The following is a 25,019-nucleotide window of genomic DNA, read 5'->3' as shown; positions in this document are numbered from 1 at the left end:
TTCAAACTTAAACTGGTGATACACCCGATGTCAAATCTTAATAAAAAAACAGGAAAATATACAACAACGATGAATAAATTTCATACTCGTGTATTCTTAATGGTAATAATGGGACTTTTTTTCTTTGCAACGCAAGGGAATGCCCAGTTCACCATCACCGAAAACTTCAAAGGAAATAACGTAGGAAGTAATATTATTATGGGAGGAAATCCGGAAGCTTATCTCACTTCGGGAAAAGATGATCCGGTGAATGATGGTTGGCTGCGTTTAACCAAAGACGCCGGAAACCAGCGTGGATATGCTTATATCGACAACTCTTTCCCAAGTACATTCGGAATATATGTGGAGTTTGAGTATAAGACATGGCGCAGCCATAGTAGCTCGGCGGATGGTATCTGTATTTTTCTTTTTGACGCGGATACACCTGAATTCAGAATCGGAGCTTTTGGAGGATCGTTGGGGTATGCTCCAAGCACAAATAATGGTGGAGTTCCCGGACTTGCCGGCGCTTATTTGGGCGTGGGATTTGACGAATGGGGTAATTTTGGAACCAATCAGGAAGGAAAAGACGGAACAACAGATGCAAGAACTACAAATACCGTAACTATGAGAGGTCCGGAAAAACCTACGATTACAACTAAAAATCCATATAGACTTTTGAAAAGTGTAAAAAGTAATGATTTCGGAGGTAATATAGCTTATGACAACACAATCCAGAGCCGCCCAACTGATAACCAATTTTATAGAAGGGTACGAATTTACATAGAACCGGAAGACGGCCAATACCGGCTAAGAGTACAATGGACAACTACACCCAATGGAGCGTTTACTCAACTCATGGATTATCTTACCGAGGATGTGCCTCCCGAAAATCTGAAATTAGGCTTTTCCGCTTCTACCGGAGGATTTGTAAATTATCACGAAATCCGCAATGTTTTGATCACCACTCCCGGAGATGTGCTTGTACAAAAAGAAGTTGATAAGGTAAACGTGCCCCAGAACGGAGAATTAACCTACACGGTAAATGTAATCAATAACTCCACCTCCACCTTGCCTGACCTGATATTGAACGATGTGATAAAGGACAGCAACGGCAATGACATTGCGCATGGTGGTAAATTCAGCATTTCCACCGTCACATTCAATAACAAGGGAAATATGGACAACACGGCTGTTGGTTTTGAAAGCGGCATACCCCGTACGTGGACATCGAACAATTTAGAAGCGACCATGACCTTGGCTCCCTCCAGTTCCGCCTCCTTCATCATAAAAGGAACGCTCAACGGAATCCCCGATGGTGGAAGAATCATTAACACGGTGGATATAACCCCTCCCGATATTCCGGATTTGAATGATGACATAACGAACAACCACTCCGAGGTGAGCACTACGGTGTATAACCCGGCACTGGACTTGAAAATAGAGAAAGTAGCCGATAACCACGGTGCCGCCAAATCGGACGGGAATACATTTACGATCATCGTAACCAATAACAGTAGCAATAATAAAACTAATGGCGAAATCGTTACCGTAACTGATGTTATTCCGGCAGGGTTGACGGTAACCGACTATACCGGAAAATCCGGAGGCAGCCTTGTAGCCAATGGATGGACGGCTTCCGTCAACGGAAGTACTTATACTTTTACCCGCAGCGATGCCTTGAATGGATTACTTGCCTATTCACCCATCATTATCAAGGTAACAGCAAACACACCGACTACCCAATTGAATAAATGGACAAATACGGCAAGGGTTAACTACATCAACGATACAAATCCGGAGAACAATGAGGCTTCCGCCATCTTGAAATGGTACAACTATTGGTATGGCACAACGGATAACGATTGGGCTAAATCTGAGAATTGGACAGCAAATTTTGTCCCTAGTCCCGGAGATGATATTGAATTTGCCACGGATACAAATAATAACCCGGATGGTTACGGAAACGGACAGGGCGAAGCCGATAAAGATTTGCATCTGGATACCGATCGCATTATTGGTGATCTTATTAATGATTCCAATATGGATTTGTGGGTTACAACAAATAATGCACTCACAATCAATGGTGCTGTAAAAGATGGGAATCCCTCTACCGGAACCATTATAGTGAAAGCCGACCCGGAAAACGCGAAGACAAACGGCACACTGATTTTTACTGATCCGGGCAATAACCAAGATGTGCAGGCTACCGTGGAGTTCTATAACGGGGCTTATGAGTGTGAAGATTGCGGTTTCTACCGCAACAGTTGGCAATACTTCGGTATTCCGGTGCAAACATCCACCATTACACCTCCGTTCACCGGCAACCATACCGTGAACAAGTGGACTGAACCAGCCAATGGGAACAAGTGGATCGGGGCCGAAGTACCCCTGAAAGCATTCGAAGGATATGAAATAACCCGCAAGGATAATACCATACCTACCACCGACAACGCTATCCACACGTTCAAAGGGACACTCAACGTATTCAATATCAAGCATGACGTTCCGCTATCTTACACGGGCACGGTGAACTACGCCGGAATGAACTTGGTGGGCAACTCGTTCACCGCAGCCATTCCCATCAATCAAGCCGCATTGCAGTTTTCGGGAAATGTCGACAAGACGGTCTACCTGTTCAATACCGGCACACGTGACCAATGGCGCAAACTCAATGGCGCCGTAACGGAGGGAGTGGCTTCGGGAAGCTACATATCTGTTCCCATCAATGTTGCCGGAGCAGAAATGCTACCAACAATGATACCCTCCACCCATGCCTTTATGGTGCAGGTCCGTGAGAATGCCACACTCACCCTCAACTATTCCACATTAGTAAAAAACCAAACGGTGACAAACCCAAATGGACAGCAGGTCGCTACCCGCTCCGCACAGGTGGGGACTGAAACCACAGAACAACAACTTCCGTCACTAGTGATGGATGTGATCGGCGAACAATCTGCCGACCGGGTGTGGATTTTCGCCAAGAAAGGGACCACCTATGGTTTCGATAATGGATGGGACGGACGCAAGATGAAAGAAAGCAGTATCACGCAACTCTACGTGATGGATGACACCGAAAAGGATCACTTCCAAGTGGCCACCGTACCGGGACTGGACAACCTATCACTCGGCTTCACAGCCTACACAGACGGGAAATACACCATTGAGTTCGCCCTGTCTGACCATTGGGCAACCGAAGAGATTTATCTGAACGACCTTGCCACCGGTACTCAGACACGGGTCACGAATGGCAGTTCCTACAGCTTCTCGGCGAAGAAAGGCGACTCCGGCACACGCTTCAGCCTTTCCGCCTCGGGAGGTATTCCGATGGATGATGAAGCGGCAAAGATAGAGGTAAACGCCACATCCGACGGGCACATCACCATATCAAACAATAGCAACCGCAACTGTACAGTGCTCATCTCCAACACCGCAGGACAAATACTGCAGAGATTGGAAGTAGCAGCCAACAGCGAACAGGAAATGGAGAATATCTCTGCCGGTACTTATGTGATACTCCTTGAAAACGCCGTAATCAACGACGTGAGGAAAATAGTGGTGAAGTAAGTGGAAAGGTGGTTAGTAAGTGAGTAAAATTGGTAATTAGTAATCAGAAATTGGTAATTCATAAATAGATGAAAAATAGACATGTATATTTATTGATAACGCTTCTCTCTACGGTGATAGTAAGCTGTCAGCAAGACTTGCCCGATACCGGCTTTAAGGCGGGAGACCTTGGAAAGGGAAGCGAAAGTGTGGTCACCCTCACAAGCGGTCGTACCGACGGTGTTATCAGCCTGTCGGTGGATGCCCCGGCATTGGCACGCTTTGGCGTGTGGATTGACCTCGACGGTGATGGGAAGCGAGCGGAAGACGGCACGGAAAACGTGGCGCTGTTCAACGCTTACCAAGAATATGTCGTTACCCCGGGAGTATCTGAAATCGCAATATATGGCAATATCACCTATCTGGCTGCCGTGGAAAATGAACTCACAGCGATCGACGTGTCAGGCAATCCTCATCTCACCACATTGAATGTGCCGATGAACCAATTGACAGCCGTGGATATTTCACAGAACACAATGCTGACACGTCTCGACGTCTCAAACAACAATATCCAATCGTTGAGTGTGGATGCCAACACTGAATTGGTGTCCCTCTGGTGCTTCAACAACCAGATCACGACGCTCGACTTGGCAACTAATAGCGTCCTTAAGTTCCTGAACTGCTCCGGAAACCAACTGACGGAACTCGATATCTCCGCCAACACTCAACTCACCCGACTGTTGGTGTACAACAACCAACTGACGGAACTCGATATCTCAAAAAATCCCCTGCTAAGCCGCCTTTGGGCTTTTGGCAACCCATTGGCCGACACCGAAGCCGAAAACATTATCTCAACACTGAAAAGTGCTCCCAACGGCGACCTCTGGCTGACCGAGGATCCATCGTAAAAACCTAAAGACAAGATATATTAAACCAATCAAAATTCTTACGATGATAAAAAAGATTCTACCGATAGCATGCCTTGTCCTGTTTTCAGTTTCTTGTTCCCAAACGCCAACTGACACCTATAAGAAGACAATCGCCAATTATCTGATGGGAGAAAACGGTGAAAAGGAAAATGTAAAAATAGACCTGTTTGAAATTGACGTGATAACGGACATCACGGTGGCCGACAGCATAAAGATACTGAATGAATTGACGGAGACAAAACCCTGGATGGCGGACAATTTGCAAAGTTATAAAAAACGTGACACGACCGAGGTACTGGCAAAGAGAATCAACGCCCATTTTTCCGCAAAAGCATTCACATCGAATTCTCCGGACGGGATTGCTTTCCGTTTCCTGCTCTCGCCTGATGGAAAGGAATGCTATGGAATGGAGTTTTCTCCCCTCAAAGAGCCTTTTCCCTATCAGGTGGGGCAGCGTTGACCGGACTTATGAATACTCTGATGAAAAAACGATCGTGGCTGTTCTCGCAATATTATTGATTATACTGGATTATATGGTTCTACCACAGCTTACATGCCTAAAGAAAAGGGTCAGGCAACTTCAGATATCCGTACTTCCCGCATAACGCTTTCTTATGCTGTTATCTAACTCGTCAAAAAACTCGTCCACACTCACGGCATTATACTTTTCTGAGGCTTCCAGGAAACTTTTCCCCTTTTCCTCAATCACCGTGGCAAATGGCAATGTCTTAATATGTTCAAGTAGTTGTTTTGCCTGTGTCCCATTCTCTTCTCTAATAATTATAGCCATATCGCAAGTGTTATTTTCACAAAAAAATGAGATTCTCGTAAACAGCGGCAAAATAAGAACGAATAAAATAAGTGTTTGATGGTTAGGAATGTCCGGCATTATTTCGCTATATTCTTCCGACAGGCAAAGTGGAAGAATATAGAGTAGTTAAGTAGAAGATTTGCTACTAATGTACTACCCGACTTGAATATCCGAATACGGTAGCGACAACAGCCCGAATGAAGATAATCACCTCAAAGAACGCTCGTTTTTCGGAGAATCGTCTTTCAAAAATAACCATTTTTTGTAACGGCGACAAAAAGATGGTTTTTTGATAGAATACAGGCGTTTGTTTCTCCTTGGCTCTCTATTTTTCATAACGACAAAAGCTCTGTTACAAATAACTTTACACTTAAATAACAGAGTTATGAAACAAGAATTCGCTTCCGGGCGCTAATCGCTATTGAGTACCAAATCGACTAATTTGAGTTGAGTATCGAAAAAAATACGCCGCTCCATCCTACCGCTTCGGGAGAGCATAGTGGATATACGCTTGAAAGAGTCTACCCAGGCTTTCATTTTGCAGAAATTATCATAATCATTGTCGATCAGACAATGGCTGAAATTCGTTTGAAGAAAAGCAAAAAACTGATCATGGTTTTCGGTCATGTAATAATTACATGAGACGCCGGAACTTCTCGAACAGGCATAGAAATCAATGATGTCGGGGTCTATCCCGAATTCATTGACATAATTACCGCTTAATGTCTGTTCAAGCTTGGTGAGCATATCCTTTAAAGCCTCTTTGATATCATTCTTATTCTGCTTGTCGATGATGCGCATTTTATAGAGGTTGGCCACTTCATTCAGATATGTCCAAATCAAGCCGTCATCCCAAATGTAATAAATATTCTTAAATTGGTATACGTCTTTGGTCCTTTTTTGGATGGACGAGAGATCCGAGGGGATCTTCCAACTCCTGTAATCGTTAAACTCATCTCCGCCGACAAAATAATGACCCCATTTGAAAAGCATGAACTTGGAAAGTTCGGGTGAATAGAGGAAAAATTCTACCGGAATCGAATTATAAACATTTCCCGCAACTACCGTCTCACAAGTCATTCGTTCGAGGCGGACGATGGTTTCGGTCATAATATGCAACAGTACATCCATCGAGCTTTGCATCGCGTTCTCCAAATTGAAGGGGAGCAACAATTGGTCCTTTCCGTAAGTGTTAAGTGCATCAAGCGAAATGCCGAGTTGTTTGGCAATGATACCCACCTCCCGGACGGAAAAACTCACCTTCCCGCTCAGTCTTCTGTAAGCCGATTCCTTTTCAATCCGCAGAACATCGCTGACGATATTGGTCAGAGCACTTTTTTTGGGATACTTCTCAGATAAAGTATTTAGAAATTCCTCATGCAGGTCGGGTAATTTCATACTTCAGTAATTTTTCGATATTCTGCAAATATAGCCAATCTCATTATAATAACTGCCACATTCATCAAAAAACATTGCCCGCATACGTAATATATCCGCACAGTTTGTAATTCTCGCCGAAGCTTTATCCGCATTCTTTGCGGATTTCCGTTCCCGGGTTCTTATATTCCATCACTTAATTCGGATTTTGTGAAAAATTGCAGGCTCAAGTTATCTTTTTTATACCTGCGGATCGACATACATTTGCCCTGGGAGAGCAACAACTCCCTGGCTAATAATATAAAATATGACGAGATGGAAATGGCACTAACAATTAAACGGAAAAAAGAAGCAATGCTTCTTTACATTCTACTTCCGTTATCGCTAACAGCATACGGGCAAAAAGCCTCGTTAAAAACAAATCTGCTCTATGGCGCCACCACCACGGTCAATGGCGCTTTCGAGATCGGCATCAGCAGTAAAAGCAGCATAGAACTGAGCGGGGGCTGGAATCCCTGGAAATTCGCGGATAACAAGCAACTGAGACATTACCTCGTTCAGCCTGAATTCAGGTGGTGGTTCTGCGAAACGTTCAACGGTTCTTTTATGGGAGTGCATCTGCTTGGAGGCGAATACAACGCCGGGGAAATAAAACTGCCTATGGGGATCTTCAAGTCTTTGAAAGACTACCGGTATGAAGGTTATTACTACGGAGGAGGTGCCAGTGTAGGCCATCAGTGGATACTCAACAAGCGCTGGAGTGTAGAGTCCATTCTCGGAGTGGGCTACATACGAACCCATATCGACAAGTATCCCTTCGGGAAATGCGGTAAAAAACTATCAACCGACGACAAAAACTATTTCGGGCCCACCAAAACCGGTGTTTCCCTGACGTATTATTTATGGTAAAATCTTACAACGATGAAAAAGAATATTTATTTTCTCCTGGGCTTAACGGTATTTCTTGTTCTCCCTTGTACAGCCCGTCCTCCGCACAAGGGAGAAGTATTGATTGACGCGATGAACTATGCCAAGCTAAACAAAAAAATTATCGTGAATGCCGAGATCATCTTTAACGAGGTAAGGCTGGCCCCGAACGAGATGCTTACGATCGTTCCCATCATCAGGTCTGCAGACGAAATGCACGTCATGGAATTCGGCCCTATATATATCAATGGCAGGGCTCGCGATAAAGCCAATATGCGGAGGGTTGCTTTCGGCAACATGAGCTATCCCGAAAACACCGTTGCGGTCATTAAACGTAAAAACCGGGAATCACAGTCTTTCTCCTATTCGGTCGAAACGGAGTATCAGAAGTGGATGCGCGACAGCGAATTGATTTTTCTGGAATACCGGACGGAGTGTGGCTGCAAGGATAAAGGCGGGGATATTTGGCTTGCCGGCAAAATCCATCTTCCGGCGCCCTATATTCCGCAGTTTCAACTTTCCTATCTCGTCCCGGCTGTGGAAGAAGTCAAACGACGCACAGAATCTTACTCGGCAAACTTCGATTATGCAGTCAACAGGTCGGAAATAGACCGCAACTTTAAAAATAACGCCACTGTTCTGGATCAGGCAGACCGGATCATCTCGGAAGCGAAAAATGATCCAAATATTGTACTGGACAAGATATTAATTACCGGATATGCCTCTCCCGACGGAGACACAGCACACAATATATCGCTCTCCGAAAAACGCGCCAAAGCCTTCACCAATTATCTTACCGGTAAACACAATCTGCGTGGTACCCTGATCACGACAGACTGGAAAGGGGAAGACTGGCAGGGGTTAAGCGCTCTGATAAGCCGGTCGCACGACCCTTACTGCGAGGAGATATTGCAGGTCATAAAGAATACGGCCGATATAAACAAGCGCAAGACCGCTTTAAAAAACCTGCAGGGCGGGGCTGTTTACCGTAAACTACTTGAAACAGACTTCCCGGTTCTACGACGAAACAGCTATGACATATTCTACACTGTGCGCGGACTGGACACGGACCAATCGAAAGATTTGATATTCGTAAAACCCCAGCAACTCAGCCTCAATGAGATGTTTATGGTGGCAAATAGCTATGAAAAAGGAAGCAAGGAATTCAAAAAGACTTTCGATATCGCTGCGCGTATGTATCCCGACGATCCGGTAGCCTGCTTCAACCGCTCCACTTCGGAGATCGAAACCGGATCTTATGACGACGCGATCACGGCTTTACAACAAATCGAAACGCCACAGGGGTGGAACAACCTGGCTGTCGCGCTGTTCCGCAGGGGTGATAATACACAGGTGTCATGCTACTTTGAAAAAGCATCCAAAGCCGGCTTGAAAGAAGCTGCGCATAACCTGTCCGAATATAAGAAATGGCTCGAAAGCAAAGACAATTAGACCCAAAATTACAAACATCATTTGTTGAACATTTTAAGAAGAATCATTATGAAAACAAAAACAATTTTATTCGCGACATTCGCTCTTGCCGCCGGATTGTATGCATGCAACAACAAGAACGACAACCTCTTAAATCCGGGAGGTGAAGACAACGCCCAGCCAACCCATCTGGAATTATCCTTCTCATCCTCGAATCCAAATCCGGGAACAAGGAGCACGGGAGACAATAATGCAACGGAAGTGGAAGCGGCGCTCAACACGGTAGATGTGTACATCTTCAATGCTAATACCGGTCTGATGGTTACATACCGGGAACTGACCGCATCGGATTTCACTCAGCAGCCCTCGGGGGCTACTAACGAAGATATCTGGAGAGCCAATACGTCAATCGGCACGACCACCGGCAAGAAAACCGTATTCGTCGGGGTTAATTTGCCCAGGACATTTGCCGGCGGGCTGCAAAACAAATCCCTTGCCGTTTTCAACGATGCCGTACATTCGCTTACCATGGACGAACTGGTGACGGGAAGCGGCCTGGCCATGTTCAGTTCCAGTGTGAAAACCACTGAACTCAGGCCTATGGGAGATCCGGATTATGTAAACCAAAATGTACTGAAGATCCCCGTGAAAAGGCTCGTAGCCAAAGTTACCGTCGAGAAGGCACCAAACATGACGGTCAATGCCCCCGGAGATATCGGGGACCTGACTTTCGCGATAAACAATGTGAATAAAAAGTTTTACCTACTTCCCAAACTCGATGGTTCCGACCCCAACTACCAGCCCAATTCTTGGAATCCCCTCGAATTCGTAAATGCGGCGAACACTCCGGGAATTTCCGGCGACGGATATATCGCGGTCAATGCCGCCAACAGCGGGGTCAGGGATCTCAATGCCCTTTATGCCACGGAAAACAGTTCGGTCAACCACTGGAAAGAGGAAATCACCAGGGTGACAGTACGAACCACTTTTACACCTCATGTAATAACACGAAAGAACGGAGCGAATTTCGAACAGGTGCCCAATCCGAATTCGACGCCGGAAACATTCTGGACCGTAATCCTTCCGAACGGCTATCAGGAATTCTTCTTGGCCGAAAGCCACGCCACCGACTATGCGGCGGTCAATCCGGGCAGTTTTAAATCCGCCCCTTACATAAACGGATACTGCTATTACGATATGTTTTTGAACCGGGACGGGAAATTCGGCGACACCAATGTACCGAACAAAAAGTGGGATGTATTCCGCAACGATTATTACCGTTGCCGTATCACCAGGATACTCGCTCCGGGCCGTCCATCAGAAAATGTGGTGGATCCCAAAACACCGCCGGAAACTGTGACCGATATAATATACGATATTCATATTTTATTCTGGAACCTTATTCAAGATGATTATGTATTGGAGCCCTGATATCGGGGTGCAGGTTTCTATTTAGCTTAAAGAAAGAGGGAGGACTCCGCACTCCTCCCTCTTTTGATCAAACGGAACAAATATTTATAACGCGCACATATGAAAACCGATGGATTTACACTGATCACACTGCTGATATTCTCATCGGCGGTATCTTCCTGCATCAGGGACAGCCTGCCGGAATGCCCGCCTGAGTCATATGGATTCCAGGTTGTCTTTACCTATGATACACCCCGGGGCGCACGCAGTTTCGATCCGGATGAACTGAAAGTGGCTTATCTCTACCTTTTCGACAGGAACGGGAATTACCTGAAAACCATCCCTTTTCAGAATCCCGAATTAAACCGGCATTATCCGTTGAACCTCGAACTTCCCGCCGGCGAATATGAATTCGTGGTGTGGTTCAATCAGTCCGAGATATTCAACGTCTCGTCTTATAATTCGAACGAAACTTTGGGCGATCCACTCCGCCATGACGATATCCTGGCTTTGAATATTCCACCGGAGGGCTATATAACTTCCGTCATACCACTTATCCTTTACGGTAATATGGAGAACATCCCCATAACCGGCGACAGGCTGCAGACCGTAGAAATACCTCTGGAGCAAAACACCAATACGATCAACGTGACGGTAAAAGGTCTGCCTCAAACAGGACACCGGTATTTCCATACCATCACCGACCATAACGGCAGCGAAACTTTTCTCAATAAACCGGCTAGAGGGCGGGATTTCAGCTACGTCGCCCCCATGAGTGTGAAAAGCGAAGCGCCAGATCTGTTCTCGTCCCTGAGGGTACTGAAATTATACGAGGAAAACCACCCCAGGCTTATGCTGTGGGACCAGACCGACAGAAGGGAACTATATCCGGGCAACAGTGGCCTGCCCGACGATCTGATCAGACTGATACTGGATAAATATCCGGATGTGGATTTCCTGACCACGCACCTTTTCGAGGTCATACTGGTCTACAATACCGATATGAGCGTCACTGTCGACATCCGCTGTTGGAATGACCTTGATACGAACTATGAAATAGAACCCGATTGACGGATGGTGTATCATGTCATATTATAAAATTGAAGAAAAGATGAAAATTCCATATAATAATCTGTCGATTGCCTTATTGGCCTTATTTCTGGCAGGATGCGTCAAAGAAACAGATGATCCGGCCGGACACGCAAACACCGGCGAAGTGGAAGCCGGCTTCCATATATTCCTGCCGGCAGACGATCCGTCCATAACGAACCCCGTATCGGCGATGACCCGTAGCGCAACGCAGGAAAATACGATTCGCACCATAGATATCCTGGCATTCAGGATCAACGCCGACAATACCGAATATTTCGACTATTACGCCGAAGGCAAGCCCGCTTCAGGCGCGGGAACCTCCAAGCAGACATTCCGAGCCTCCATAAGGGTGAAGGAGTATAAACAGCGTTTTGTGGTCATCGCCAATGCCCGTGACGAGGTAATGAAACTGATCGGCTCGGTGGAATGGCGGAAGGCTCCCAAAGACGGAATGCTCAGAATGCTGGAATTTACCAACAGGGCTTCCGACCATCGATGGAACGCCTCTGACATACCCTTCCCAATGTGGGGAGAAACGTCGACTCCCCTGCTGATCACGCCCTTCACCTCCGCAATAGACGACATACTCATGTTGCGCATGGTGGCCCGGATAGATGTGGCCGTAGCAAAAGACGATCCGGTTTCAGGCAGGAAACCGAGGGAGCACTTTAAGCTGGCAGAAGTCTATCTCTACAATATCAAGGACAATGGACACATCGTTCCGGACAGGAACGCGCTGGCATCTTCCTCTCCCGGGAACCTGATCGTAGATAAGCCGACCGTTCCCACGGATCCGGGCAACTGGGCGGGGCCGATCCTGTACACGACCGGCGACGAGGTTTCACTGACCGGCGAAATGTATATCCTCGAAGCAAAAGCAACCGTGTTCTCCCAAAACCGGCTCGACGCCACGGGGCTTGTGATAGGCGGATACTACAGCAGCGACGGGGTAGTGTGGGATACCGAACGCTCGTATTACAGGCTGGATATGACTACGACCGACAAGACGCGGAGCCGCGACATTTTGCGGAACCATAACTATCGGCTTCGTATCGTGGAGGTAACCGGCCCCGGGAGTCCCACCCCCAGGATCGCCTGGGAGTCGGCGACCCCCATGGATCTGATGGTTGCCGAATGGAATATACAGACCGTGTCGGGCGATATACTGTCGAGGAGGTTGAATACCTCGTCGGCCAGAGCCGTTATCACCGGGATGACCGCTTCCAGAATCTATTTCTGGAGCGATCAGCCGACTGTCATGATCGACGAAGAAGGGGATCTTGGAGGATCGGGGCGGGCCGGAAAAATCCCTTTCAGGGTCAATGATTTTTTCGATGACCTTGCCGGTGCGGTCAACACCTCGATGTTCCATTATGATCCTCTCTCGGGCGAAGGATATATGGATATCGCTACTATCAGTGCCAAACAGGTAAACAATGATGTCCGCCATATCTACCTGAACGCAAACGGACTCAGACGGGAGATTACCGTCAGCACCCGGGTCGCCTATCAACCCAGGCCGTTCAATGAATTCCCATGGGTGGGGACGTTCCACCGCAGCGACGAAGTGGGAGAACGTGTCATTTATTCCGACCACACGGGGGCGTGGAGCGCTCAGGTGGACGATCCGATGGGCGGCGGATCGTTCGTGATCCTAAGTAAAGTACCGGGCAATAATAAAGACCTCGGAACCGAATCTCCCGGCAACGCCGAAGATTATCCCGTGCGCGACGGCGTCAAATCGGTCGAGGGAAACGGGCGCATCTACTTCCGGGTCGGCATGGCATCCACATACACCCCGACCCCGACAGCTCCGGCACGCTATGCCACCATTACCGTAAATTATTCGGACGGGGGCGCCACCGCCAAAATCTATGTCCGCCAGGGTGAAGGGGCCGACTATGTGATGCGGAACGGGGATCCTCCTGTGGCGGGGGGAGATACCGAACTGACCCGGACGCGCACCCTGGCAAAGAAATTCTCCCCTTACAACCTGACGGACCCGCAGAGAGGTGTCGGCCGGGTGGGCAACGCCACCGGCACGAAATACGTATTTACCGATTACCCTACCCAGGGGGGCTACTACTTCCAATGGGGTAGGACATACGCCTGGGATCCGAGGACGGTAAAAGCGGTTAATTGGAACTGGAACAACATTGGGGGAAACTGGGACAACAATAAAAGGCTGTGGGAGACCTGTCCTGCGGGCTACCGCCGTCCAAATGACGGAAGTACGGCAACGGCCGGAACCGGCATGGCAAATGATTCGGAAATAAGGCAATCCCTCTTCTCCAATCCGCGTAACGGCTGGGAGGGAGTTCCTGCCAATAACGCACTGTGGGGATACTATGCCGATGGTTTCTTCGACCGCCGGCCGATACGGACGAGTATTACCGATGTTCCCGCTTCGGCAACAGGTGCGGACGCCGAATTGGCCTATCTGGGGCGGTTATTTTTCAACCCTTACACCCATGCTTCTGTATTTCTCCCTGCGGCGGGGGTTCGTAAAGACCCTAATAATAACCCCGGCCCTTTAGGCGCGCTGTCTTATGCCGGAAGTATGTGCGTAATCTGGAGCGCCACCTATAGCAGTTCGACCGATGCCTCGTATTTAAGCAATAACAGATTGTTTGCCCATCTATGGAGGGCAGGACAGCGCAACGGCATATCGATCCGGTGTATAAAAGACGAGTAATATTCTTAAAAATCTACAGTGATGAAAAAGAAGATAACAATCAAATGGTTTTTGCTGCCGAGCATTACGCTGTTGTCTCTGGCAGCTTGCAGCGAACAATACCTATCCGGGGATGCGATTCCTGAAATACCTGCGGACGGCGTGATCGAGGTTGGGCTATTCCTGAATGCCGGGGAGTTTGAAAAACCGGTTACCCGCACCCGGACGAGCGATGAGAATGATCCCATGGGTACGATGCCCTGGGTGCTGGTATTCAGAGGGGATACGGACAATGCGGTTTTTTTCGAAGCTTCCCGCGCGCTGATCTCGCACGGAAAGCCGGCCGTTCCGCTCACAAAAACCACAAACCGGTCGCGGCTACTGATCATCGCCAATCCTCCCGACACATTTTTTGACGGAGTGACAGACGGTCTGCATTTCAATAAAACAGGTATCGAAAATGTTTTATCGGGCAAAACTTATGCACAGGCTCTGGCGGTACTCAATACCACGAAACTCGGTTCGCCGCAGCTCTTAAACCCTTACGAGGGCAGCTATATCCCCATGAGCGCATCGGTCGGGCTGAACGGTATCGATGGGCAGACCACCATCGGTTCGCCCGGTGGGAAAGTGTCCCTTATCCGGGTCGCGGCCAAAGTTACGGTAGAAAGTACCACCGCGAACTTCAACATGGAAGGATTTACGGTTACGGGTGCCAAACAGTACGGAAGATTCATTCAACCCGCGCCCTCTCTGCCGCCGGGAAATACAGTGGATTATGCCGTCCCGTACTCGACCGAACCCCTCTATGTCTACGAGTCTGCCGCCGGCGAAACTTCCGTAATCGTCAAGGGGCGGTATCATTCCGAAACCTGTTATTACCGCCTGGCATTTCAGGACGACAACGGCAGTGCGATTAGCATCGCGCGAAACAAGTGGTATCAATTTAAGATAAAAGAAGTAACGATACCCGGATACGGAACCGCCGGGGAAGCTCTCACCGCGCCTCCGTCCAATATCGTCGCCGAACTGACGGTGATCGATCAGAACGCGATGGAGATTACCGATAACGGGCAATTTTATCTGGGGTTGAGCAATTCCGGGATGATCGTTTATTCGAATACCGCGCAAAGCAATCTGACGGCCGTAACCATTATTACGAATGCCCCTGCGGGAACGCCGGCACTGACGGAAATCCTTTCCGTCAGTCCGGCACACTCGATGTCGATCTCCTCGGGAAGCATAGCTCCTACCGGGGCTGATTACAATACGGAGGTGAAAATCGCCATAAGTAACGTGTTCTCCGCCGGCATCCTGAAAATAACCGTAGGCAATTTGATCCGAACCATAAAGGTGGAGCGTAAACCGGTCATCCCGTGGCCAGGAAGTACGATAGCTTTCGGACCGGGGTATGTATCGGCAAGGATAGCAGAGCAGGGGACAGGAAGCTCCGGGTGGCTCACATTGTCGGTAGACGGCAGTGAATACGTAAACACCGAAGTAGTGCGTGCCGATGGTCCGGGTACGGTTTACCTGAAGATCGGCAGGAATGAACCCGGAAATCTTTCCCGCGGTGGCGGAGTCGCATATGTGGGCCGCAAAGATTCGGAAGGTCATTTAAAATTACACATCGACCAGCTTGCCGGCATACCGAGATAAAATGGATATCTTCGGGTTGTTCCTGTACGCTTTCACGCGATGAGAAGTATTGATCAATAAAGAGAATTATGAAGATCGGTTGCATGCCATTGCACAAAAGACCTATGTAACATCTCCCCATAAGTTTGTAGAAACGGGCTAGAGAGGAATTGATTTCTCCATTTCCGGGAGAACAACCGATTTATTCCCGTTACGGGTCACCCGGTAATGTGGAGTGATCATAAAAAAGCACCCAAATTGAGCGCTTTCGTATACAATTTCGTGTGTCGTATACACAAAACATTGACTTTCAATGCTAACTATGGAAACGGGGGTTATAAACCTATGCCTCCAAACTATTCAGGGTCAATGTTTTATTTCCATTCTAAATATTATGGGGTACGGCTAAGAGCGTGAAAAAAAATGTCAGTTCCTGACCTACTTTTGTCGCCATAATACTCGGGTATCAAAGATACTATTCTTTTTCCAAAAAACAATACTTTTACTGTCAACATTAAAATTGGGGAATAGGCAATCACTAATGGGTTGAAATTTCGTTCCATTGATACGGTCGGAGCTAAATAGCAAGAAACCATATTATCTGATCTTTATCTTGTCAAGTGTGCAAATGAATATGTAAATTTCCTTCTGTTAATACCAACATAAGCAGGAAAAGGTTATTTTCGTCTATCTTGTCTTTCAAATTAGCACGCAATAGTTCTATAAAACGTGCTTTCTGCTTTTTCAACGTGCTTTCTGCAATACATAACTGTTTTGCTACTTCGGTGTTTTTCAACCCCTTCTCGAAACTCAGCTCAAAAATACGCTTGTATTTTTCAGGCAGGGCATCTATTGCTTCGTAGAGCAGCGTGAGGGTTTCCTGCTCGATTAAGTAGAGCGAGAAGTCCTCGTCTATACTCTGCTCTTGTGTGGTCAGATAGTTGTTTTTTGCTTGACCTTTGCGAAGGATGCTTATTGCACTATTGCGGACACAGGAATAGAGAAAAACTTTCCATTGTATGGTGGAAGAGAATGAATGGTGTCTGTTATATGCTTGGAAAATTGCATCTTGCACACAATCTTCTGAAAGAAAGGAGAACTCCTCCCCCAGCAAACGAAACGTATATATAAGCAGCTCAGGATACATTTTCTCATAGAAAGAGCTAATCTCCCCTTTTTTGAAATCTGAAAATATCTGTTCGTAATTCGGCATGAAACCTCTTCGTTTATCATACAAAAGTAAATATTATTATGGATAATCAATTTTTTTTTATTGAAATTTACAATCTGGTTATCCGAAATGAGGAGCTTTGCGTCTTTAATATATATAACGTCATAAAATAAAGAAAAGAATACAATTATGAAACACTTAAAATGGTATTGTCTTCCACTCATAGCAAGCCTATTGCTAACTTCACTGCAAATGCAAGCGCAACTTTTGAAAGGCTACATTCAAATGGACAGTATTCCGGATATGCAGTTGGCCTACACACCCGACGGCGACATCCTTAATATGATTTATAGAGAAATCCAACCGGAAGCGGACGGCAGTTTCAATATTGATCTGCCTCTGCCCAACGGCATGTTAGATGTAAACATCTATGTGGAGAACGACATTTTTGGAGCGCACTTGGAAGAGGGGAAGTGCACCGTCATTCGATTGTATCCCTTTGGGCCGGAAGGTCATTACAGCAGCGATTTCGATGGAGACAACATTGAGCCGAGCCGCTTCTATAATGCCTATTCGCAAGCTTTTGATATCATGAAGTATTTCTCGCCCGATCCGGCAGATAGCAAGCCTATTACCGAATATCAGCGCATCTTGGAAGAAGAATATGCCGCCCTGAAGAAACTGTTGCCTACTATTGAAGACGAGGCGTTGAGAAATCACTATGCCAAACTGTCGGAAGGCATGTACACCTGGACTAAAATACGCATATTGATGGATCAAGCGGAGAATGAGGAAAGAGATATCATGGAATATAAAGAATATAGCGATTTGGTAAAAGACATCGACCCGAATAATGAGGACAATATCTCTACCAACCTAACTTATGCCTGGTTGGGGGGACAACATAAATTACCGAACGACTATAACGCCGACCAGACAGACTACTATATAGAAAGCATGCAAATAGTGGAGCGTAATGTGACAAATCCTAAAGCCCGCTTTATATTGACACGCTACATTGCCCATAACTACTTCACCTATGAAGGAGGTCAAGGCGACGTGAAACGATTTTGGGAACATTATAAGGATTTTGCTAAAGATTATCCCGAACTGTTAGCCGGCTACGAGATAAAACTTAATTCCATTACGGGAATAGTGCCTGGAAGTGAAATTCCTTACGATCCGGTCTTGACTCGATCCGATGGGACTACGTGTAAGTTGTCCGACCTCTCCGGTGCTTTTCTCTACATAGACATCTGGGCTACATGGTGTTCTCCTTGCCTTAAAGAAATTCCATATTTAAAGAAAGTAGCAGAACACTTCGAAGGAAATGAACAGATAAACATTATCGGCATTTCCATAGACGAGAATCACAATGCATGGTTGAGAAGAGTAGAAAGAGATCAACACAGTTGGGAACAGTTTATCCTCATACCGGAAGAATGCAAAGAATTTATGACGCGTTGGGGTATCGGACAAATCCCCCGTTTTATTATGCTGGACAAAGAAGGAAAAATTTTCTCTGTAGACGCGATGAGGCCTTCAGACGAAAATTTGATACGGAGCATAGAAGAACAGTTATAAAAAGGAAATTGATTATGATTGACGAACAAGGTGAATATATTCCTCTTTTGATATTCAGGCAAATCATAGGGGAAATAACTTTGGAGGAAAAAGAACAATTAGACCTTTGGCGCAAAGAAGACGACAAGCATGAAGAGTTGTATCAGCGCCTACAGGATATTGCCGCTTTGGAGAGAGGATATCATCAACGGAAAGCGATAAACACCCGTCGTCCCGAAGAGGATATGAAGAACCGCATTCGGAAAAAGAATAGTCATGTAATCGGGCAGAGATGGGCGCGCTGGAGCATCGCAGCTGCTGTTATAACTGTGATTTTTATTGGCGGCATCCAACTGTGGAGAGGACGTACGATCCCGTCTGACGATAGCTTTGCCACTGTTGTCCAAAAGATTGAAACGGATAGCATCAGGCCGGGAGAGACCAAAGCTATTCTTACGCAAGCGGACGGACAGAAAATCGTATTGGGAGCAGATGAAACAGAAAATCGCCGAATCATGGAAGCTCAACGCTCTATTGCGTCTACACACATAGCGTCCAATCGCACACTAAGCTTAGACGTACCCCGTGGAGGCGAGCTAAGGATTGTACTGGAAGACAGTACGATGGTATGGCTGAACTCCGAATCAAGACTAACTTATCCTGAATCATTTTCCGGCGATGAACGCTGTGTGACAGTGACCGGCGAAGCCTACTTTAAGGTGGCGCACGATGAGCAACGTCCATTCTACGTGGAGACTGATGGGCAATTGGTGCGCGTATATGGTACAGAATTCAACATCCGCTCCTACAGCGAAGATAAAGAAGTCAGCACTACACTCGTATCCGGCAGAATTGGCTTGCGTAAAGCAGACGGACAGGGTGGAGAGCTAATGCTATCGCCAGGACATCAGATGCTATTCGATAAGGCAGACGAAACGCTTTCCGTCAGGTCTGTCAATACAGATGTAGTTACCAGTTGGCGACACGGCCGCTTTGTCTTTGAGGGGCAGAGCCTAGAACAAATATTACAGGATTTGGGCCGTTGGTACTCATTCAACTATCATTTTGAAAACGATAATTTGCGTAAGATCATCTTCATGGGCAGCATACCGCGCTATGCCGACTTCAGCACGGCTCTTGCTATCCTGGAAAAGAGCGGTGGGCTGCGGTTTGAAACTCAGGGTACTACTGTATGCGTTTACCCGAGATAAATAGTTCAAGACTAAATAATCACATATAAACCACTTTTATGATATTAAAGAAAAGTCTATTATTACTCTTTGGCATGGCATGGCTACTAATGCCGATGCAAGTTTTCTCACAAGAGTTGTATGACATCTCTTACCAGTCGAAGACGTTGGAGCAGGTCATATCCGACTTGCGGAAAAAGATAGGCTATGAGTTCGTCTACCAGAAGCAGATTCTGAGCGAAGCGCCTTCCATTACCTGTACCTATCATCAAGTAACATTAGAGCAGATCTTGGACCGTATTTTCTACAATGATGCCGAATTGGATTATGAGATAGTAGAGAAGACCATTATCCTTAGCAAACCCAAAACGGAACAAGCCTACTTCAAGCGTTTGATAACTGGTGTTATTGTCGATGAGGAGGGTGAAGCCCTTCCCGGAGCCAATATTATGCTTTTGGGTACCAATACAGGAGCCATAAGCGACATTGATGGGCAGTTCTCCCTCATCATAGAAGGGCGTGATCCCATGCTGCGTACAACCTATATAGGAATGAAAACGCAGGATATACGCCTCAGTCGGCAAAAAGAGAACTTTATCGTTATTCAGATGCAGCATAGCACGCAGTTGATAGACGAAGTAGTCGTCACAGGCTATCAGAACCTGAAGCGCGAGACAGCCACCGGCTCTTATAATACGCTATCTTCGAAGGATATGGAAAATCGCTATATGGGTTCTGTGGTAGGCAATTTGGAGGGTAAGATTCCCGGTTTGGTGAGCTATAGCAATGGACAGAACGGCGATGGAGAATCATCGCTTGTCATTCGTGGTGCAGGCTCTTTCCATGCCAACACAAATCCATTGATAGTGGTAGACGGGCTGCCGATAGAAGGCTCCATCGAGACTGTCAACCCTTATGAAATAGATAATATCACCGTGCTGAAAGATGCTTCGGCAGCCTCTATCTATGGCGCTAGAGCCTCTAATGGAGTCATCGTTATTACCACCAAACGAGCGCAAGGCGAAAAGTTGATAGTGAACTTCAACTCAGACCTGACTATCAGCGAGAGGCAGAGCTATGACAACTTCCGTTGGGCCAGTGCCGCCGAGATGATAGAGCTGGAAAGGTACAACTTCGACTATATCCGCGGTGCAGAAGACCAAACAGCGTTTGACGGGCTGTTGAACTATTACAACAACCGCCGCCAAGCGCTTAGCCCCATCAGCCGTTTGCTGGCGGCTAATTACTTGGGCGAAATAAGCGATGCCGACCTAAATGCGAAGCTTAACAGGCTGGGCAGAAACAACTACCATCAAGAATGGAAGGACGAAATGGAACGCACACAAGTGCTCCAACAATACAATCTGTCTCTGCGCACGCAAGGCAAGGCGTTGGCATCAACGATCGTACTCAATTATAAAGGAGACAATTTTGGAATGGTAAATGTCCATAACAATACCCTCACCTTTTCTTACCGAGGAGACTTGAAAGCGACCAGTTGGTTGGATCTAGCCTTTGGCGCAAACATCATCAATGAACGTGCTAAAACGCGTGTCTCCGAACCTTGGGGCTATGGCAACATCTATTCTTTCCAACCTTACGAGAGCCTTTACAATGAAGACGGCTCTCGTTCCCACCTCGAAGCAGACATCTATCCGGGGGAAGAGAGCCTGAGCAATACGATATATGGTTTTAAGCCTGTAACCTATAATCTACTGGACGAAGTGGGGCGGAATTTCGAGAAGACCCGTCGCACCAACATCCGCTCCTTCCTGCACGCCAACACTACAATCTTGCCTGAATGGCGTGTCAGCGTCCAGTTCCAATACGAAGACATCTACTACAAGAGCAACTCATACCGTGAAGCCGATTCCTATGCCATGAGATACCTCTACAATCTCTATACAACAGAAAGCGTAACCACGGAATATGACGAGGATTACGACGAATACATCACAACCAGAGTGGTGAAACACCACATTCCCGATGGTGGCCGATTAGATACGCAGACATCCGAAGGCGCTTACTATACTTTCCGTGCGCAAACGGATTACAATAAGATCTTTTCTGAAAAGCACGAGGTGGAGGCGGCGGCTGGATTCGAATTTCGCGAATCGCAAATCAAAACATACGGGAGCATTTTGATGGGATACGACGAACAAACACAAACCAACAGCAATGGGCTGATGAATTACGGCCTTTTGAAAGAGATGAATGGGCAAGCCTCTGCCTTGGGGGCCAACTACACCCTTAGAGGCGCCCCTTCGGGAGACGATTTTACTACAAGCGACGTGTTGCACCGTTTCTATTCCCTGTACGCCATAGGAGGCTACACGTATGATCGCTGATATACCGCTTCCTTCTCCTATCGGGTGGATAAAACCGATCTATTCGGAACAGACCCGGAATTTCGCGGGCGCCCCCTATGGTCGGTGGGAGTAAGCTGGAATTTGCATAACGAGAGCTTCGTTAAGGCTTGCAAATGGATAGATGCACTGAAACTGCGTGCCAGCTATGGATTGACGGGCAATATCGACCAAACCGTATCTTCATATCTTACGGCTACCATCGGTGTCAATTCAATAACAGGCGACAAAATGGCTACGTTAAACACGCCTCCTAACGACCATCTACGTTGGGAAAAGACTGCCTCGCTGAACTTCGGACTTGATTTCTCGCTCTGGCGCAATCGGCTGAGCGGATCTATCGATTGGTACAATAAAAAAGGCACAGACCTGTTGACCACGACTGATCTCGATCCCACTACCGGTTGGAGCCAACTGACCATCAACAACGGCGAAGCCTTGAACCGAGGTGTGGAATTGCAACTGAACGGTATCATCTTGCGACCTGTCAACCGAAATAGTTTAGGCATCCGCGCATTGTTGAATTTCACCTATAATAAGAATGAAGTTACGAAAGTGAATCATCAACCTACCTCAGGCTCAGAAGCGCTCCTATACTACACCCTGCACGAAGGCTATCCAATCCATTCGCTTTTCGCCTACCGATTTGCAGGGATGGTGAACGAAGATAATATCCAGTACTTTAGTTGGGTGGGGGCTGATGGGCAGATTCATACTTCGGATATCAACAGCGAAGAGTTCACAGTGGATGACATCGTCTATTGTGGAGAGCTTGATCCAAAATACATGGCCGGCTTTACTCCGGAAATCAGTTATGCTGGCTTCACACTTTCTGCAATGATCTCTTACTATGGCGGCCATTATATGAGAGCGCGGGTTGAAGATTGGTCGAGCGATGGCAATCAGTATGGCTACTACCAACCGGGTGAAGTCGACGCCTTCCCTTCAGCGTACTTAAATTACTGGCGCAACGAAGACAAAACTCTTTATCCTGCCAACGGCTATCTGGGCGGACAGAATATAGTGGGAGATTACCGCTATATAGATACCAGCGTAGTGCCAGCCGACTATATTAAACTGCGCAACATCGTATTGGGCTATGAATTTCCTCGCAAGTTGTGCCAGCAAATAGGGGTGAACACCTTGCGCATGCGTATTCAAGCAAATAATTTGGCAACCTGGACGCGGAACAACTTAGGCGTAGACCCTGAAGCAAATAATCCCACCACCGGCATCAATCTGCTAAGCACGCCACGTAGCTACACCATGAGTTTATCCATCAATTTCTAATCATTAAATACGAAAGACTAAAATGGAAAAGATAAAATATGCCGTCATCTTGATCGCTTTCATGGTTGGGTTTATGGCTTGCGACGATCAATTGGACATCATCCCAAAAGGAAAGACCACCCTGGAAAGTGTAACCGACTTAGAGATGCTACTCAATCGGGAGTATATATTCAATACGGATGCCTGTGTCGATCTCGGCATGATTTGCAATGAATCGTTGGGGCAGATGTCATCTGTCCCCGAAATGCTCTCGCTCACCAACACGCTGAGTTACGCCTATCTGAGCTACGATGAGACAGTAGACCGCGTCACATTGGCACAAGACGATGGCCGCTATGCCGCCGCCTATAGCTATATCAACTACATGAACATTGTTATAGATAAGATGCCTGAAGCCGAGGGAGATGAATCCATCAAGCCTGCTCTCGTAGCCGAGGCCCGCATTATACGAGCCTATATCCATTGGCTGTTGGTAAATATCCATGCCACTCAGTACGAGGAAAGCACAGCTTCCACAGATGGAGGAATCGCCTATTGCGATAATACCGATGTGTCGGAGCAGAAAACCAAGTTGACGGTGGAAGAAACCTATCGCCGTATTTTAGAAGACTGCTCGGATGAGGTCATCAATCTTCTTCCTGCAAGCGACGGAGACAACGTGCTTCGTGCCGATCGGGCTTTCGGTAATGCAGTACGTGCCAAAGTGTTGATGCAGATGAAACGCTACGATGAAGCTTTACCTTATGCGCTTCAAGCATTGAGTTTGAACGGCAAAATAGAAGATCGTAGTATCATCATGGAAACTTATGCTTGGACATTGCAACCAACTATAGCCAACAACTACGTGTATATGCGAGGAGGCATCCCGGCATGCCCTACCTTGGAAATCCTCTCTCGCGAAAGCTCTGTGATGTTCGAAGAGGGTGATTATGTGGCAGATTACGAAGGAGGCTGGAACGAGATGTTCGGTATGATGTTTTCTGGCATAGAAGGTTGCAAGATGTATTTTGGTTGGGGCACTCAAGCTAATTCGTATGGGATTAACAGCGATCGTATGTATTACACCGCTGCCGAATGCTATATACGCACAGGCGAAATCAGAAAAGGACTGGAGTTAGTAGACCGTGTTCGGAATTATCGTGTAGAGGATTACCAATCCTATACTGAACTATACGATACGCAGCCGCTAAGCGAAGAGGATGCAATATCTTTGATGCAAAAATCTAAATGGGTAGAATGCATAGGCTCCTACGAAAACTTCTTCGACTGCAAGCGTTGGAATAGCGAGACGAAATATAGCCGTACTATCACCCGTGATTTAGGAGAATACGGAAGCTATTTTATCTCCCCAAACTCACCTCTATGGATACTGCCTTTCCCGGCTAATGCAACGAGATATAACAAATCCTTGACACAAAATTTCACAAACTGATATATACCTGAGAAAATAGGACCATACCGACAAACAAACCCTGCAAGTCCAATTACTTGCAGGGTTTGTCTTAGTTTTGCCTTTGGCTTTCCGCGGAAGCGGGGGGATTCGAACCCCCGGTACCGTTACCCGTACGGCCGGTTAGCAAACTGCTGGTTTCAGCCACTCACCCACACTTCCCGGGGGTTTGGCG

Annotated in this window: 17 protein-coding genes and 1 tRNA gene; 14 read left to right on the top strand and 4 right to left on the bottom strand. The window is 46.9% G+C overall.

Annotation, left to right across the window (positions count from 1 at the left end):
• Nucleotides 1–69: 69 nt before the first annotated feature.
• From B4G81_RS04310 to B4G81_RS04300, 3 genes are all read left to right on the top strand, one after another.
• Nucleotides 70–3,546, top strand: a complete 3,477-nt coding sequence (locus B4G81_RS04310; RefSeq protein WP_294080474.1) for a hypothetical protein — start codon at nucleotides 70–72, stop codon at nucleotides 3,544–3,546.
• Between the two features lie 68 nt (nucleotides 3,547–3,614).
• Nucleotides 3,615–4,433, top strand: a complete 819-nt coding sequence (locus B4G81_RS04305) for a leucine-rich repeat domain-containing protein (RefSeq protein WP_294080472.1) — start codon at nucleotides 3,615–3,617, stop codon at nucleotides 4,431–4,433.
• A 43-nt stretch (nucleotides 4,434–4,476) separates the two neighbouring features.
• The gene (locus tag B4G81_RS04300) at nucleotides 4,477–4,914 is read left to right on the top strand and encodes a hypothetical protein (protein WP_294080470.1); all 438 of its coding nucleotides are present in this window, start codon (nucleotides 4,477–4,479) and stop codon (nucleotides 4,912–4,914) included.
• A 120-nt stretch (nucleotides 4,915–5,034) separates the two neighbouring features.
• Here the strand turns inward: B4G81_RS04300 and B4G81_RS04295 are convergent, their stop codons facing one another.
• Nucleotides 5,035–5,244, bottom strand: coding sequence for a hypothetical protein (locus tag B4G81_RS04295; RefSeq protein WP_294080468.1), 210 nt, complete (start codon nucleotides 5,242–5,244; stop codon nucleotides 5,035–5,037).
• A 432-nt stretch (nucleotides 5,245–5,676) separates the two neighbouring features.
• Nucleotides 5,677–6,663 (bottom strand): hypothetical protein, encoded by a 987-nt coding sequence (locus B4G81_RS04290; protein ID WP_294080466.1) that lies wholly within the window; start codon nucleotides 6,661–6,663, stop codon nucleotides 5,677–5,679.
• Between the two features lie 300 nt (nucleotides 6,664–6,963).
• Between B4G81_RS04290 and B4G81_RS04285 the strand changes: the two genes are divergently transcribed.
• The 6 genes from B4G81_RS04285 to B4G81_RS04260 all read left to right on the top strand — a co-directional run bounded on the left by B4G81_RS04285 (nucleotide 6,964) and on the right by B4G81_RS04260 (nucleotide 15,835).
• Entirely contained in the window at nucleotides 6,964–7,551 is a 588-nt protein-coding gene (locus B4G81_RS04285; RefSeq protein WP_294080464.1) for a DUF3575 domain-containing protein, read from the top strand.
• A 12-nt stretch (nucleotides 7,552–7,563) separates the two neighbouring features.
• Entirely contained in the window at nucleotides 7,564–9,021 is a 1,458-nt protein-coding gene (locus B4G81_RS04280) for an OmpA family protein (protein WP_294080460.1), read from the top strand.
• Between the two features lie 48 nt (nucleotides 9,022–9,069).
• The gene (locus B4G81_RS04275) at nucleotides 9,070–10,431 is read left to right on the top strand and encodes an Mfa1 family fimbria major subunit (RefSeq protein WP_294080458.1); all 1,362 of its coding nucleotides are present in this window, start codon (nucleotides 9,070–9,072) and stop codon (nucleotides 10,429–10,431) included.
• Between the two features lie 99 nt (nucleotides 10,432–10,530).
• Nucleotides 10,531–11,481 carry a FimB/Mfa2 family fimbrial subunit gene (locus B4G81_RS04270; protein WP_294080457.1) on the top strand — a complete coding sequence of 317 codons (951 nt, stop codon included), beginning with the start codon at nucleotides 10,531–10,533 and terminating at the stop codon, nucleotides 11,479–11,481.
• Between the two features lie 40 nt (nucleotides 11,482–11,521).
• Entirely contained in the window at nucleotides 11,522–14,197 is a 2,676-nt protein-coding gene (locus tag B4G81_RS04265) for a hypothetical protein (protein ID WP_294080455.1), read from the top strand.
• Between the two features lie 21 nt (nucleotides 14,198–14,218).
• Nucleotides 14,219–15,835: a hypothetical protein gene (locus B4G81_RS04260; protein ID WP_294080453.1), complete on the top strand. Its 1,617-nt coding sequence runs from the start codon at nucleotides 14,219–14,221 to the stop codon at nucleotides 15,833–15,835.
• Between the two features lie 595 nt (nucleotides 15,836–16,430).
• Here the strand turns inward: B4G81_RS04260 and B4G81_RS04255 are convergent.
• Entirely contained in the window at nucleotides 16,431–17,027 is a 597-nt protein-coding gene (locus tag B4G81_RS04255; RefSeq protein WP_294080451.1) for an RNA polymerase sigma factor, read from the bottom strand.
• Between the two features lie 147 nt (nucleotides 17,028–17,174).
• Here B4G81_RS04255 and B4G81_RS04250 point away from each other — a divergent pair, with 147 nt between their 5' ends.
• The 5 genes from B4G81_RS04250 to B4G81_RS04230 are packed head-to-tail and all read left to right on the top strand — an operon-like array spanning nucleotide 17,175 to nucleotide 24,826.
• Nucleotides 17,175–18,569, top strand: a complete 1,395-nt coding sequence (locus B4G81_RS04250; protein ID WP_294080449.1) for a TlpA family protein disulfide reductase — start codon at nucleotides 17,175–17,177, stop codon at nucleotides 18,567–18,569.
• A gap of 14 nt (nucleotides 18,570–18,583) precedes the next feature.
• Nucleotides 18,584–19,759, top strand: coding sequence for a FecR family protein (locus tag B4G81_RS04245; RefSeq protein WP_294080447.1), 1,176 nt, complete (start codon nucleotides 18,584–18,586; stop codon nucleotides 19,757–19,759).
• 38 nt (nucleotides 19,760–19,797) lie between these two features.
• Entirely contained in the window at nucleotides 19,798–22,086 is a 2,289-nt protein-coding gene (locus tag B4G81_RS04240; RefSeq protein WP_294080445.1) for a carboxypeptidase-like regulatory domain-containing protein, read from the top strand.
• Nucleotides 22,087–22,110: 24 nt separating this feature from the next.
• A complete protein-coding gene (locus B4G81_RS04235) occupies nucleotides 22,111–23,394 on the top strand; it encodes a hypothetical protein (protein ID WP_349678730.1) in 1,284 nt (427 codons plus the stop codon).
• A gap of 22 nt (nucleotides 23,395–23,416) precedes the next feature.
• Nucleotides 23,417–24,826, top strand: a complete 1,410-nt coding sequence (locus B4G81_RS04230) for a RagB/SusD family nutrient uptake outer membrane protein (RefSeq protein ID WP_294080443.1) — start codon at nucleotides 23,417–23,419, stop codon at nucleotides 24,824–24,826.
• Nucleotides 24,827–24,919: 93 nt separating this feature from the next.
• Here B4G81_RS04230 and B4G81_RS04225 read toward each other — a convergent pair.
• Nucleotides 24,920–25,006 (bottom strand) — tRNA-Ser (locus B4G81_RS04225).
• Nucleotides 25,007–25,019 lie beyond the last annotated feature (13 nt).

Source organism: Proteiniphilum sp. UBA5384 (genome assembly GCF_002410825.1).
Lineage (GTDB): Bacteria > Bacteroidota > Bacteroidia > Bacteroidales > Dysgonomonadaceae > Proteiniphilum.
Note: the sequence above shows the minus strand (reverse complement) of the source record. Positions and strands in the feature narration are given on the sequence as shown.